This window comes from Mobiluncus mulieris ATCC 35243, from assembly GCF_000160615.1.
Lineage (GTDB): Bacteria > Actinomycetota > Actinomycetes > Actinomycetales > Actinomycetaceae > Mobiluncus > Mobiluncus mulieris.
In genome coordinates this window covers 679,756-693,307 of the sequence record NZ_GG668518.1, presented here as the reverse complement: position 1 = coordinate 693,307, position 13,552 = coordinate 679,756, and the positions used below count along the sequence as shown (strand labels likewise).

The 13,552-nt window shown below is 57.0% G+C and carries 10 protein-coding genes and 1 pseudogene; 2 read left to right on the top strand and 9 right to left on the bottom strand.

Annotated features, from left to right (window positions below; genetic code table 11):
* Positions 1-81 precede the first annotated feature (81 nt).
* The 4 genes and pseudogenes from HMPREF0577_RS02930 to HMPREF0577_RS02915 form a co-directional block, all read right to left on the bottom strand.
* Positions 82-1,074: a N5-glutamine methyltransferase family protein gene (locus HMPREF0577_RS02930; protein WP_004012167.1), complete on the bottom strand. Its 993-nt coding sequence runs from the start codon at positions 1,072-1,074 to the stop codon at positions 82-84.
* Positions 1,071-2,171: a peptide chain release factor 1 gene (gene prfA / locus HMPREF0577_RS02925; RefSeq protein WP_004012166.1), complete on the bottom strand. Its 1,101-nt coding sequence runs from the start codon at positions 2,169-2,171 to the stop codon at positions 1,071-1,073. The genes HMPREF0577_RS02930 and prfA overlap by 4 nt, the downstream gene beginning before the upstream one ends.
* Before the next feature lie 178 nt (positions 2,172-2,349).
* Positions 2,350-2,550 (bottom strand): annotated as a pseudogene (rpmE, locus tag HMPREF0577_RS02920) (50S ribosomal protein L31); the annotation flags it as partial.
* A gap of 139 nt (positions 2,551-2,689) precedes the next feature.
* The gene (locus HMPREF0577_RS02915; protein ID WP_004012164.1) at positions 2,690-3,673 is read right to left on the bottom strand and encodes a stage II sporulation protein M; all 984 of its coding nucleotides are present in this window, start codon (positions 3,671-3,673) and stop codon (positions 2,690-2,692) included.
* A 44-nt stretch (positions 3,674-3,717) separates the two neighbouring features.
* Between HMPREF0577_RS02915 and HMPREF0577_RS02910 the strand changes: the two genes are divergently transcribed.
* Positions 3,718-4,545 (top strand): RDD family protein, encoded by an 828-nt coding sequence (locus HMPREF0577_RS02910; protein WP_248613655.1) that lies wholly within the window; start codon positions 3,718-3,720, stop codon positions 4,543-4,545.
* An 89-nt stretch (positions 4,546-4,634) separates the two neighbouring features.
* Here the strand turns inward: HMPREF0577_RS02910 and HMPREF0577_RS02905 are convergent, their stop codons facing one another.
* The 4 genes from HMPREF0577_RS02905 to manA all read right to left on the bottom strand — a co-directional run bounded on the left by HMPREF0577_RS02905 (position 4,635) and on the right by manA (position 11,544).
* A complete protein-coding gene (locus HMPREF0577_RS02905) occupies positions 4,635-6,260 on the bottom strand; it encodes a DUF5719 family protein (RefSeq protein WP_004012162.1) in 1,626 nt (541 codons plus the stop codon).
* Positions 6,257-9,586: a glycosyltransferase gene (locus HMPREF0577_RS02900; protein WP_004012161.1), complete on the bottom strand. Its 3,330-nt coding sequence runs from the start codon at positions 9,584-9,586 to the stop codon at positions 6,257-6,259. The genes HMPREF0577_RS02905 and HMPREF0577_RS02900 overlap by 4 nt, the downstream gene beginning before the upstream one ends.
* Before the next feature lie 196 nt (positions 9,587-9,782).
* A complete protein-coding gene (locus HMPREF0577_RS02895; RefSeq protein WP_004012160.1) occupies positions 9,783-10,076 on the bottom strand; it encodes a WhiB family transcriptional regulator in 294 nt (97 codons plus the stop codon).
* A 268-nt stretch (positions 10,077-10,344) separates the two neighbouring features.
* The gene (gene manA / locus HMPREF0577_RS02890; protein ID WP_004012159.1) at positions 10,345-11,544 is read right to left on the bottom strand and encodes a mannose-6-phosphate isomerase, class I; all 1,200 of its coding nucleotides are present in this window, start codon (positions 11,542-11,544) and stop codon (positions 10,345-10,347) included.
* Between the two features lie 172 nt (positions 11,545-11,716).
* Here manA and rfbA point away from each other — a divergent pair, with 172 nt between their 5' ends.
* Positions 11,717-12,580 (top strand): glucose-1-phosphate thymidylyltransferase RfbA, encoded by an 864-nt coding sequence (gene rfbA / locus HMPREF0577_RS02885; protein ID WP_004012158.1) that lies wholly within the window; start codon positions 11,717-11,719, stop codon positions 12,578-12,580.
* Between the two features lie 106 nt (positions 12,581-12,686).
* Here rfbA and rfbD read toward each other — a convergent pair whose 3' ends face one another.
* Positions 12,687-13,547 carry a dTDP-4-dehydrorhamnose reductase gene (rfbD, locus tag HMPREF0577_RS02880; RefSeq protein ID WP_004012157.1) on the bottom strand — a complete coding sequence of 287 codons (861 nt, stop codon included), beginning with the start codon at positions 13,545-13,547 and terminating at the stop codon, positions 12,687-12,689.
* Positions 13,548-13,552: the final 5 nt, after the last annotated feature.

Genomic DNA, 13,552 nt, shown 5'->3' with positions numbered 1-13,552 from the left:
AAAGCAATCTTAAATTTATCGCTATAGGGGAAATCCCTAATTAACCCCTTACCAAAAAACTTCAGTATCGGGGACAAAGTTTTAAAGTCCCTGATAATCGCTGGCTCGCAAGAATCTGGGCCGTCCTGCCAAGTCCTTTTCGGTGTGTGCCCGCCCGAATCCCAGGTCGCGTGCCGCCACGACCAAAGCTTCCCCTTGGGTTTCTCCGTGTTCCATCACCACAGTTCCCCCAGCGACCAGCAGTTTTGCCGCGTTTTCCAGGAATCTGCGAGGGATGTCCAAGCCGTCTGTCCCCCCGCCGTAGAGGGCTTGGGGTGGGTCGGCGGCGGCCTCGGGTTGGGTTACTGTCTCGATTACATAGGGAGGGTTGGTTACTATAACGTGGAATTTCGGGGTCGCCTTGGTTTCGTTTGCTCCGTTGTTTTCGGATTCATGAGGTGCCGCTTCGGTTTGGCATTCGCCCTCCGTGGCGGCGGCTTTTCTGTCCGTTTCATGAGGTGCCAACCGGGAATCAGCTGTAAGTGCGGATATAAGCCCCCCTAAATCCGTAGCATCGGCCAGTATCACCCGCGCCTTTATCCCGCACAAATCCGCATTTTCCTGCGTCAAAGCTACGGCCTCGGGACTGATATCCACACTGGTTAAAACCGTATCCGCGACCTCGGCAGCCACAGCTAGCCCCAGTGCGCCCGACCCGCATCCGAGATCCAAAACCTGGGGAGGTATTCCCTGTGCCCCCCAAACTTGAGCTGTCTCGATGCCGGCTTCGGCGACCCACTCGGTTTCCGGACGCACCACAAATACTCCGGGTCGCGCCCGCAATTTGAGTCCTCGGAAATACATTTCTCCCATCACGTGTTGCAAGGGAACCCGGTGCGCGCGCTGACCTACAAGCGCAAAAAACTCTTGATATTTCGCTGCATCGAGACGCTCGTCATAAAGTGGAGGGTGCTCCAACACATGCTGCAGCAGCCAGGAAGCTTCCATGCGGGCATTGCCAATCCCGGCTTCGTTGAGTACAAAGGCCGCATCGTTCACTGCTGCCCGCGAGGAGATATGCTCCGGGATTTTCACTGTTTTTCGCCAACAGCGGCAAGGCGTGCAGCTTCGTCGGCATCGATGGCGGATTGGATTACCGGTGCGAGCTCTCCGTTCAAAACTGCGTCCAAGTTATAGGCCTTGTACCCGGTGCGGTGATCCGCAATCCGGTTTTCCGGAAAGTTATAGGTGCGGATTCGCTCGGACCTGTCCACGGTGCGTACCTGGGAAGCCCGGGCTTCAGCGGCCTCTGCTTCACGTTTTTCCTGTTCTAACTGCATCAGGCGCGATCGCAACACGCGCATCCCAGCTTCTTTGTTTTGCAACTGAGATTTCTCGTTTTGCATCGACACCACGATTCCGGTGGGCAGGTGGGTGATGCGCACCGCCGAGTCGGTGGTGTTCACGGATTGTCCCCCCGGCCCCGAAGAACGATACACGTCAATACGCAAGTCATTGGGATCTATCTCGATATCCCCAGTTTCTTCGGCTTCCGGCATTACCAGTACCCCGGCAGCCGAAGTGTGGATACGGCCTTGAGATTCAGTGACGGGCACTCGCTGAACCCGATGCACCCCACCTTCGTATTTCAGGTGTGCCCACACGCCTTCTTCTGGGGTGGGATTACCCTTGGCTTTGAACGCGATTTGGGCGTCTTTAACCCCGCCCAAATCAGATTCAGTCAAACCCAAAATCTGTACGGCCCATCCCATTTTTTCCGCATAGTGTTGGTACATACGCATCAAGTCCCCAGCGAATAGGGCAGATTCTTCGCCGCCTTCTCCGGCTTTGATTTCCATAATCACGTCACGGGCATCGTCGGGGTCACGTGGGGTGAGGATTTCTATCAGCGCAGCTTGAACAGTATCGAAAGCTTCTTGGAGTTTCGGCAGTTCCGCCGCAAAATCCGGGTCTTCGGCAGCCATCTCCCGTCCGGCTTCCAAGTCGTCTTGTGCCTCCAAGAAGGCTCGCGCGGCCGCCGCAACTCGTCCCAGTTCCGCATAGCGACGTCCCACCCGGCGGGCACGTGATTGGTCAGAATGTAAATCCGGGTCACTCATTTCGCGTTCCACGGCGGCGTATTCTTCAAGCAGGGGTTCAACCCCCGCCAGCTCGGGGGGAAATTTAGACATGATGTTCCTTTCAAAAGCACCCGGTTTCACCGGTTAGAAATTAAAGCAAAGGCACCGGCTCGCCCCGAAGGGTCGAACCGGTGCCAAAGCAAAGCTATTTAGCCGCAGTGGTTTCGCTAGCAGCCTTCTTAGCCTCGGCGGCCTTTTTTTCCGCCGCCGCTTTCTTGGCCGCATTGTACTTGGCGTAGCGCGCCTCGAAGCGATTAACACGACCTGCAGTATCCAAAATCTTTTGCTTCCCGGTATAGAAGGGGTGGCAGGCAGAACACACATCCACGCGCATTTCACCGGAAGTCAAAGTGGAACGAGTGGTAAAGCTGTTTCCACAAGTACAGGTAACCCGAGTTTCAACGTACTCCGGGTGGATATCCTTTTTCATCAATTTCTCCTAGGGGTTTCAATGGGTTCTGGGTCCGGCGGCTTTTCCACAGGTGAACCAGGAACCAGGGTCTATTATGCCACAGCTAATCATAACTGTTGAAAAATGCTACCGCGCCAGTCCCGAAAAGGAACTGAGTCTAGAGCATGTAACCGGCCTGGTTGGCCGCGATATCCCCAGTCAAGCCCAGTTTTTTGGCACGGTGCCCCAAAACCACCACCCAGGTAATAATCAGAGCATAGACCACCACCGCCACAAGCACCTTTACCAGTGGTAACAGCGGCGAGGGAGTCAAAAAGGCCTCTTCGATTCCCGCTATAGCCAAAAGCATAATTAAAGCCATGCCCACCGGCAGCAGCTCGCGCCCGATCTTTGCAAAGGCTTGGGTACGCGGCAAGTCCCCGGGTACGAAAATTGCCCAAAATAAACGCAGGCTCACGGCGGTGGCCAGCACGATACAGGACAATTCCAGGATGCCGTGGGGGGTGATTAGCCCAAAGAAAACCTTGATGTCCCCGTACTTCGCCAATATCGCCCCGGCCATACCTACCTGGGCAAAGTTAGTAGTCAAAATCATCAGGGGAATCACCCCAGTCATAAATGTGGCTACCATTTGCACGGCGATAGTGGCGTTATTCGTCCATACTTGCGCCATGAAGTCTGGGGCGGGGTTATTGGAATAATAGGAGATAAAGGCCTCTTGAGCGTATCGCTGCAAATCCGACTCACTGCCTTGGGCAGTCATAATCTCTGGGTGGTTAAACACCCAGAATCCTGCGAAAATCGCTATGAACAGGGAATACACCAAGGTAGCTAAAAACAGTGGCCCCAAGCGATACATGGCTAGAGGCAGGGTAACCGTAAAGAAGTATCCCAAGGTTTTCAAGGTTCCCGCCCGTGCCCCGCTGATGCGGCCGCGGGCGGACTGTACAATTCGGGTCAGCTCTAAAACCAAATCGGGATCGGTAGCTGAAGAAGTCAAAGTGGCTAAATCTGAGCTTGTACGTTGGTATAGTCCCACCAGTTCGTCGACTTCCGCACCGTCCAAACGCCGTTTCCGGTTCAGTCTTTCCAGTCGTTTCCAGGCTGGGCGTTGCCTTGCACTATACGCGTCAATATCCATAATGGTAATCTAACAGTAATATGGAGACTTTTCGCGGCGAGAAGATGCGACCAGATGTTGTGGTCACCGGCGAAGCAGTGGCTTTGCTGGTACAGCCGGCATCCCTGTTTTTACGTGTTATTTCAGGCCTAATCGACATTGCGTCCGCGATTGTGGGCATGGTGTTAACTGGCGAAGTCGTGGCTTTGTTTTATTTTTTTGGTCCCACTGATCAGCTGCCGATAAACAATTCTGCCCAGCTCATGGCCTTATCCGCTACGACAATAGCGTTTTGGGCATTTTTCTATCCCATGATTGTGGAAACCCTGACCCACGGTCGTTCCCTGGGTAAGTTCGTGGCGGGAACTCGCGTGGTACGCGACGACGGTGGCCCGATTACATTCCGTCACGCCTTTATTCGTGCTCTGGTTGGGGTGGGAGAAATTTGGTTCACCGGGGGTGCCGTGGCGATTCTGACTGCTACCTTCAACCGACGTTCCCGGCGGGTCGGGGATTTCTTTGCCGGAACCTATGTGATTTCCGAACCCGCAGTCACCCGCCGTCAGGCGCTGCTCCTAGCCCCGGAGCTCGCGGGTTGGGCAATGGTCGCACATGTCAAAGAACTTGACGGGGCATTTTCAGTAATGGCACGTCGTTTCTTGCAAACTGCAGGCAAGATGCAACCTGAGGCACGCCGCCAGGCCGCCCTACAGATAGCCAACGAGCTAGAGCCCTCGGTTTATCCCCCACCGCCGCCCAACACAAATCCGGAACGTTTCATTGCGGCAGTGCTGGTGTTGCGCCGCGACCTCGAATACGAAACCTATATGAGGCGCGACGCAAATATTTCCCAGAAAGTCGCGGCGGTCTCTGCCCCGAAATACGGGGTGTAAACTCGACAACCCCCGAATTTATCATCGCAAAAAACGGGGAAACTTGGCGTTATCCAAGAAGTCTACAATACTGTTTTGTCTGTCAGAATTTAGCTGCGCAGTTGGACATAAACCTGACGTGATTGAGCTAAATCTGGGGAAGGCTCCAAGGAGTCAATCCCCAAGCCATCCCCCAACTCGGTGGTTAAAACCTGAGTCACATACAAATCCGGAGCCTCTACCAAATCAGCCGCTTCCTCGGTCAGGGGCACCACCGCCGTGGTTCCAGCCTTTACCACATGGGTGTGACCAGCAACTTTAAACTCACTATTTGCCTCGCCCAGATTCGTCACCAAAAGTTGTCGATTAATTGCTGCCGGTCCCAGCACCACTCCACCGCCGGGAGGTAAAGCCGGCAGCCAAGCATGATCACGCATGAACCGTCCTGGGTCTTGCTCGGACTCCCCACCGTGACGATACACCACCGCTCCCGCCACCACCGGGTCTGGAGACGTGACCACCACCGCATAGTTACCCGCCTGCAATCCTCCCAAAGTAAAATCGGTGACGGTGCCGGCATCCAAGGTAACTTTGGCTCCGCCAGGCAAAGGGAAACGACCGTTTTCATTTACAACCTCTATCGAGGCATGGGTGGTTTCCGAACCAGGATTCAAAATCCGCACCGCTCCCAAATCCTCGCTCATCGCCACCCCGGGAATCACCTGGGTTCTCCCCGGAGCCACGCTGGCATGCACCAAGGACACGCCACCCGCTGTCAGTCCTTGCAAATTGTGGGTCATCAAAGAAGCTGCTACTCCCGCCCCGGAAGCACTCACGTGTACCGCGAGGCTTTGCAGACTGGGCAGCGCGGATTCCAAAGGAATCGAAACCTGGTCTTTAGGGTTAATACGCAGTTTCTCGCCGCGCGGGAAACGCTGTTTTCCGGTATCCCCCCAGACTTCTACCTTGGCTTCCACCGGATTCGCCGAAGGATTCATGAGTTGCAACACGGTGGAGTTTCCCGGGATAGTAGCACCCCCCACCAACCAGACATCCTGGGAGGCGACCTGGCATGTTCCCGTAGCCAAGCCGCGATAGTCTCCCGAGGACACCGACTGCTCAATATCAGCCGCCGCCAAAGCTGCCCGGTTTTCCCAGGGAGCCGCACGTAAAAACCCACTTACCGGCTTAGAAAAACGACCAAAAAGCATCGCCGAGCGGGGGCGTAACACCAGGTCAGACCGGGTGTCTTCGGGAGGCTCGCTCTCAGCCTGGGCATCACCATCCTTGCCTCGAGACTTTTTTTTCGGGACAGACGTCGGTGCAGCGCTAGCGGTCGGGGTAGCGGCTGGCACCTCATGAACGGAATCAACTAGAGGCGAGAAAACCGCATCCGTCGGGACTTTACCACTACGTGCCAACACGGTGGCGGTCAGCGATCCGGCAATCTGGGGGGGTGCGACCCGCTGTCCAGCCGCATCCACCGCTTTCGGATTCACTGTGGGAGGCACAGCCGGGCAAGACAACACTACCTCTGCGGCAGGAACTGGCACCGGCTCTCCATAACGCACCCCCCCAGTTACTACCGGATGCTTCCAAGCAAAAACCACCAGGGCAAGACTCATGCCCCACACCAGCACGGTTCCCAAGCCCCAGTGCAACACCATTTTCAAAGTCTGTACCCCGGCGCGAGGCTCGCGTGCTTTCCCCACAGCATTTTTTCCTGAATTTGTCACACTTTCACCTCCGAGACTCGCCGCAAAGGCAAAGCCGCCGCGAACGCGATAAACAGCCATAACACCAGCACCGCTCCCCACAACTGATAGGGCAGATATGCATAGCGAATCTGTAAGGAACCCTTGCCGCCCGGCAATCGATACAGATTATTCCACTGGCCGTTGTCCACAGCACTCAAAGGCTTACCGTCAAGATGCAGCATAAAGTTAGCATCGCGACGCTCCGAGAGCGCCATCAATCGCCCCTCACTACCAGCCGGCAAAGCCACCTGTCCTGGGACTCGCCCTGACAAAGCCATGGCCTGGTTTTTCTCGGTAGGCCAACTGGGGCGACCCCCAATCCAATGAGCCGAAGCCACCCGTACCAAGCCGGCTTGACTATCATCGCCGAGTCGCCACACCGTCCCCGCTGCGGTTTGAGTCACCCGCTCCAAGTCAGCGCTGGAATCCAAGAGATTCACTAAATGGCGCACCGGTTCCGAATCACCGTTCGCCACCACAATAAAGTGAATGTCGAGACTGGCCAATTGCTCGCTTAGCCGCGGAGTGTCACCCCCCAACACCGCCGCCACGGTCTGGGACAGCACCGTGTCGGCGGCATCGGGACTGCGCGTCCCAGACACATTTTGATAATTCTTCAGTTTCACCCACGGCGCAGCCTCGAACACGGTATCGCGCCACCCTCGCCACACGCTGGCCTCTACCAGGATGGACTGATTGGGGGCGGCTTGCACCACCAAGTTCAAACAACGTTGCTGTTGGGGACCAGTCTGGCCATTCACCACCGTGGCCGGCAACATTTCTTCGTGGAAAGCCTGGAGACGCCCAAAATCGCTGGCTCGTGGGTGCACGATTTCGCTAATCAGACCCGGTGCCACCCCCACCACCGGGATGAACACCGCCACCGCCAACCCGACCCGACAGGTTTTTTCAACCCACCCAGCGACTTGAAGGGGGGTATCCAAACGCAGCCGGTTCCAGAAAGTCACTGCCGCCGTCAGCAGCCCCGCATGATACACGGCCAAGCCCGGGCCGGCCCAGGCCGTGACCGCATGTGCCTCGTGGACAGCCACCGGAGTTACCCCAGACAACCCGGCGATAGCCAAACCGCACAGCGCCAAGATTACCGACCAGTGCGAGGCTAGGCTGTGCCCCGGCACCACCACGCTGACCAGCGTCACTATCAGTGTCAGCAGCACGGGCGCCACTGCCAGCCACTGCCAACCGGGCAGCGGCAGAGCCAGATGCACCTGACGCAAAGAAAGTGGCCAACCAGTTAGCAAATCCATCCAGTTCGGAGTCGGCGATTCCTGGGGCACCCCCAGGGTAGATACCCACAGCGGCCACTGGTTGGGGTGGCTCAAGGTACGCAACAGCATCGGCAACACCAGCCACGCCGAGGGCAGCAGGATAATCAGCAGGTGGCGAAAGGCGAGCCGGGCGTGAGTCGCTTTAAGGGCTTGGCTCGCTTTGGGCGCGGCTTCATGAGGGGATAGCCCGGATGGCGAATAATCCGCCGGAATTCTGGACACGCCCCTCATGAATCCCAAACCCAAAAGCAAAACCAACGGCACAATCAAAACTTGAGCGGCACAAACCGCCACGAAACCAGCCAAAGCTGCTAAACCAGCCTGAATGATTCGCGCCGATTCCACCGTAATCTCTACCGGTTCATTGCCGTCGCCCATCACTATTCGGGTGTGCCCCGCTCCACTGGCTCGCGCCAACGCCCCCGCGAACAGCGGAATCGCCCAGGCCAATATCCACCCAGAAATCTGACCAGCCCCCAGACTCGCCAGCAAAGCCGGGGACAGCACCCAAGACAAAGCCGCCGTAATCCGCAAAGGACGGGAAGTGGTCATCACTGCCGCCGCCCACCAGGCCGCGAGCCACGCCACCGGCAGGGTCGCGAAACCCAAGATAGCCAGAATTACCGGGCTCTTAATCCCCACTGTCCCGAGGCACACCCCCAGGATACCCAGCAGCAGCCCCAAGGGGTCGGCCGCTAGAATCTGGGAGCCGTAGCCTAGTCCGGCCGGCAGCCACCCAGAAATCAGGTGCGCCCAAAACTCCGAGGATGCCTCTGGCAAGCTAGGCAGCGCTCCCCCAGCGACCCCGCCCAGGGCGAAACGCCCAGTCAACAAGGAAATCATCAACAGAATCAGCGCCACCACCAGGGAAAGTCCCGCATCGATATTCTTTTCAATGATATAGTTTTGCCGGGCTTGCTGGTCAGTAATCAGGGGTTTACGCGCGTCTTTGGCGATTTTACGCAGGGTGACCTTGGCCTGCCAGATTTGCCTCCCTTTAATCTGTAAAGGTTTCAGGGCGCGACTCGGGACTCTTTGGTGGCGGGCACGCTTCAGCCGGGCGCGCCACACCCCCACGGGGTGAAACACGGTGACCAGGGTGGCTTTTAGCTCCCCGGCGGCCAGTTTGGGTTCCTTGGTGACAATGCGCCACCCAATGCGAATAACGCCTAGAATCAGCACCACCAGCGGCAGGAAAATAAACTGCCACCAGGGTGCGGCTACCAACCAGTTATGCAGTTGCGCCACCCTTCGAGGGGTGAAAGAGCGTTTTGGTTCCGGTTCCAGAGCGTCTTTTTCTTCAGCCAGGCGGGTCGCGCGGGTGGGCCGCCCGCCGTCGGGGCCGCGCAGTCCGTAGTATCCGGCAAGTTTGTGGTACACGACGGCACGAGGCGCCACTTGGACGCGATACCCCGCCAAATGCACCCGGCGGCAAAACTCCAATCCGTCCCCAAAGGAACCAAGCTGCGGGTCGAAACCTTCTAGTTCGAGATAGGTATCCCAGTCGACCAGCATCGCAGCAGTTCCCACCGCGAGTACATCGCTGCGACCATCATATTGCCCCTGGTCGATTTCCCCGGCATCCATTTCCTGTAGACGCCGACCCGAAGCAGTGGCTTGAATCCCGACTTCTAGCAGTTGCGCGGCCTTGTCCCAGGCACGTTGTTTGGCGCCCACCACCACGGTATCATCACTGGCAGCAAAAACGCGCAGCTGTTCTTCCAGGCAAGTCGCGTCGGGTGCCGAATCGTCGTGCAGCAACCAGATGGCGGCACCGGATTCCAGCTTCGGGAAATCGGGGGAAAGACGCGCCTGTTCGAGAGCTGCCCCCAGGTTACGAGCCCCGGGCGCGGTTAAAATCTGGGTGCCGACTCGCCGCGCCACCCCAGAGGTAGAAACGTCAATCACATAGACAGATTTCGGGGGGATAGTTTGGCGCGACACTGCCAACAAAGTCGCCGCTAGGTAGGGAGTTTCCCCGGAGGTGACGACGAAAGCGCTGACTTCTAATGGCATAGGTTTAAGGTTAGCGTTTTTAGGGGCTGGTTCCTAAGTGGCGCGGTCGGGGCGTGTTGCCTAGTTTGCTATCCAGTTGCTGTTGCCGGGAGGGTATTTGGCCGGCGGGGTTGGGCTGGGCTGGATTGGTGGGACTGGTTGGGTTGCCCCTTCATGAGGTGCCATCCTGGATTTCAAGCCCTGGCCGGGGTTTTACCTAGGACACCCGTCGTTTAAAGCGGCGGCGTTCTCGTTCTGAGAGGCCACCCCAAATACCGAAGCGTTCATCGTTGGCCAAAGCGTATTCCAGGCACTGTTCGCGCACCTCGCACTGAGCACACACCGCTTTCGCTTCCCGGGTGGAGCCGCCTTTTTCCGGGAAAAAGGCTTCGGGATCGGTTTGGGCACACAAGGCTTGGGCTTGCCAGGCGAGCGGCCCGTTGAAAATATCATCTATGGCGGTGGAGGTATCGACATAGTCGATGGCTCCCTCACCAAACAGATTCCACATATTCAACGCACCTCTCTTGTATCGAGTTCTTTAGTTTCCCGGCACCCGAGGCCTGTCTCGGGCCGCTGGACGGGAAATCGCTAGTACCAAGTTACACGTTTGTCATTCATATTCACAAGTGATTCACGAGGTGCTTGTCCCTAAACCGAGCTCAATCCGCTTGATTACCCAGCTAAACCGCAAGTGTGATAAATATCACATTTACTACGACACACCATGGACCGTTTGCCACAAAACCGGATTTTGGGTAATTGGGAATCCGGCGGATTTAGGGGATATCGGATTGCATCACCACGCCGTGTCCCGACGCATAGACCGGGGTTTTATCAGCACGCACAAACACAGCCTGTCCCGGCAACAAGCGCAACTGGTCAGTTTCCGCGTCACTGAGGATGGCTTCGCCCTCGATACACAGCACAATCCGCCCCCCGTGCCCTGGCAACAGCTGAGGGTCGCCCAACTTTGTAACCGACAGTTCGAAGTCATCCACTGGGGCATAGAACACCTGGGTGGAATCCGTCACCCATTCCGGGGCAATCCGCACCGGGGGTGCTGCCACGTAGTCCAGACAGTTCAACAGTTCTTGGCAGTCAACGTGTTTCTCGGTCAACCCGGCGCGCAACACATTGTCGGAATTCGCCATGATTTCCACGCCCAGCCCCGAAACATAAGCATGAATCCCTCCCGGGGGGGTGAACAGAACCTCGCCGGGACGAAGTGATACCGGGTTCAGCATGGCAGCTACTACCGCCCCAGCATCCCCCGGATATTGACGTGCCAGGCTGGTGACCACCCGATCAACACGCACCGAAGGTGAAACCCCCGCTTGTAACCGGTCACTCATCGCCGCCACCGTAGCCTCTACCTGGGGAGCTGCCGGGGTAGTGTGGGGGGAAAGCAAACGATCGGTGACCTCCCGGATACCCTCAGGTGAAGGCTGCGCGCGCAGCTGAGAAACAATCTGAGTGGCCAGTTCCGTATCCAAATCGGAAAAGATTTCCACAATACGCCGCGGGGCACGGAAACCCGCTAAGGCTTCGAAACGGGTCAAAGCGTAAATCAGCTCCGGCTTATAGTTGGGGTCTTTGTACATGCGCTGGGCAGCATCAAGAGGAATCCCGGCGCGTTCTTCGACATCAAACATCAACTGGGCATGTTCCCGATCCGGGTGTACCTGTAGAGACAGGGGCCGCTTAGGGGCAATCAGCTTTATTAAATACGGTAAACGTGCCCCGAAACGTTCCACCACCGAAACCCCCAGGGTGCCCTCGGGGTCGGCACTGATCCAATCCGCCAAGGAAATCGGGTCAGCCGATTCATCTGACAGCAACGCAGATGGCGACAAACGATGCGCCCCGAACCAGACTTCAGCCAGGGTTTCACCCGGTTCGCCAATACCAAAGTGTTCCTGGATAGCGGTATCCGATCCCCAAGCGTATTGCTTCTTTACTCCACTGATACGTTCCATGTTTCCTCCCAACGCCTTGTTACCTCTGATTTTACTTAAAAACCCCGCCAATGCGGGAATTTACCAGGCCGAATTACCAAGACAGCTCTTTGGGGATGGCACCTCATGAAACCGCAATCCAACACACCGCCACAAAGCCGCGCCGCACCCCGTACCCTGATAGAATTCCCGTATGCGTGGAATTATTTTAGCCGGCGGTTCCGGCACTCGGTTACACCCCATTACCCAAGGCACTTCAAAGCAGCTGGTGCCGGTGTATGACAAACCCATGGTTTACTATCCTTTGACCACTCTGATTCTGTCGGGGATAAAGGATATTCTGGTTATCACTACCCCACATGATGCCCCGGCTTTCCATCGGCTGCTGGGGGACGGCTCCCAGTTCGGAATCAACCTGTCCTATGTGGTTCAAGAAGTCCCCAACGGCCTGGCACAGGCATTCGTGTTAGGCGCGGATTTCATCGGACAGGATTCTGCGGCTTTGGTGCTGGGTGACAATATTTTCTATGGACCGGGCATGGGTGACCAGTTGCAACGTTTCCATACCATTGACGGGGGCGCAGTGTTTGCCTATCACGTCCACAACCCCCAGGCCTATGGCGTGGTGGAATTCGATTCGGATTTCAAGGCCGTCTCGATTGAAGAAAAACCGGCACAGCCAAAGTCCAACTACGCAGTACCCGGGTTGTATTTCTATGACAATGACGTGGTGGGAATTGCCCGCGACCTCAAGCCTTCGGCTCGCGGGGAATACGAGATTACCGACGTGAACCGCCAGTATCTGGAGGCCGGGAAACTGCATGTCGAAGTCTTGCCGCGCGGCACCGCCTGGTTGGATACCGGGACTTTCGATTCCCTGGCGGACGCGACGGCCTTCGTGCGTACCGTCGAGAAACGCCAAGACCTGAAGGTCGGCTGCCCGGAGGAAGCCGCCTGGCGGCGCGGATTTTTGAGCGACACGGATTTAGCGCGGGTGGCCGAACCCTTGCGCAAATCCGGGTACGGCGAGTATCTGCTCGGACTATTGCAAGACTAAACAGACACCATCCGTCGCGGGCTCGCTAACGGGTTCGGACTCATGAGGTGGGTTCATTAGGTGTCAACCGGCATTTCCGGCTGACACCTAATGGGAAAACCAAAAACTAGCGGAAGTCTGCCAAAACCTCCCCTGCGGCGACCTTCCAGCGTGAATCCCACTGGCCTATCGGTGCCACCCCAATCGCCTCCAGAGCCCTATGCCCCAACACCGAAAAAGCCGGGCGCGGCGCCGGGCGCGGAAAATCAGCCGTAGCAACCGGAACCACCATCGCCGGATTCCTACCCAAAGAACGAACAATCTCCTGAGTAAAACCATACCAACTGGTTTTCCCACTGGAAGTACCGTGGTAAATCCCCGTAGGAGCTTTAGCCTCCACCAGGCGCCAAATCAAATCCGTCAAGTCTCGCGTCCACGTGGGTTGGCCAAACTGGTCGGCCACCACCGTCAACCGGTCGTGTCCACCAGCCAGACGCGCCATCGTTTTAGGGAAACAGTTCCCTTTCGCCCCGTATAGCCAAGCCGTGCGCACAATCAGATAGTCTTTGCCTTGCGCCTGCAAAGCCCATTCCCCAGCCAGTTTCGTGCGACCGTAGGCGCCAGCAGGTGCGGGCAAAGCGTCCTCCGGACATGGAGTGTCACGATCGGCTGGTTCGTCAAATACATAATCAGTGGAAACATGCACCAAACGCGCCCCGATTTCCCGACACTGCACCGCCAAATATTGCACTGCCTTAGCGTTGACGTCAAAAGCCTGCCGTTCCTGTTCCTCCGCCGCGTCCACCGCAGTGAAAGCCGCGCAGTTCACCACCACGTCCGCATCGCGAACTTGAGAACGTAGCGAGTCAAAAAGAGTTAAATCTACCTGCGGACGATCCAGGGACTGAACTTCCTGGTTCTTAGATTGAAGCAACTCCACCACGTCCTGGCCGAGCATACCTTTAGCTCCGAGAACTATCCACCGCATTTTTC

Bases quoted from the DNA above. Each gene is read 5' to 3' on its own strand.
- HMPREF0577_RS02910 (WP_248613655.1), top strand. From the start codon at position 3,718: ATGCGACCAGATGTTGTGGTCACCGGCGAAGCAGTGGCTTTGCTGGTA.
- rfbD (WP_004012157.1), bottom strand. From the start codon at position 13,547: ATGCGGTGGATAGTTCTCGGAGCTAAAGGTATGCTCGGCCAGGACGTG.
- HMPREF0577_RS02900 (WP_004012161.1), bottom strand. From the start codon at position 9,586: ATGCCATTAGAAGTCAGCGCTTTCGTCGTCACCTCCGGGGAAACTCCC.
- rfbA (WP_004012158.1), top strand. From the start codon at position 11,717: ATGCGTGGAATTATTTTAGCCGGCGGTTCCGGCACTCGGTTACACCCC.
- prfA (WP_004012166.1), bottom strand. From the start codon at position 2,171: ATGTCTAAATTTCCCCCCGAGCTGGCGGGGGTTGAACCCCTGCTTGAA.
- HMPREF0577_RS02915 (WP_004012164.1), bottom strand. From the start codon at position 3,673: ATGGATATTGACGCGTATAGTGCAAGGCAACGCCCAGCCTGGAAACGA.
- manA (WP_004012159.1), bottom strand. From the start codon at position 11,544: ATGGAACGTATCAGTGGAGTAAAGAAGCAATACGCTTGGGGATCGGAT.
- HMPREF0577_RS02895 (WP_004012160.1), bottom strand. From the start codon at position 10,076: ATGTGGAATCTGTTTGGTGAGGGAGCCATCGACTATGTCGATACCTCC.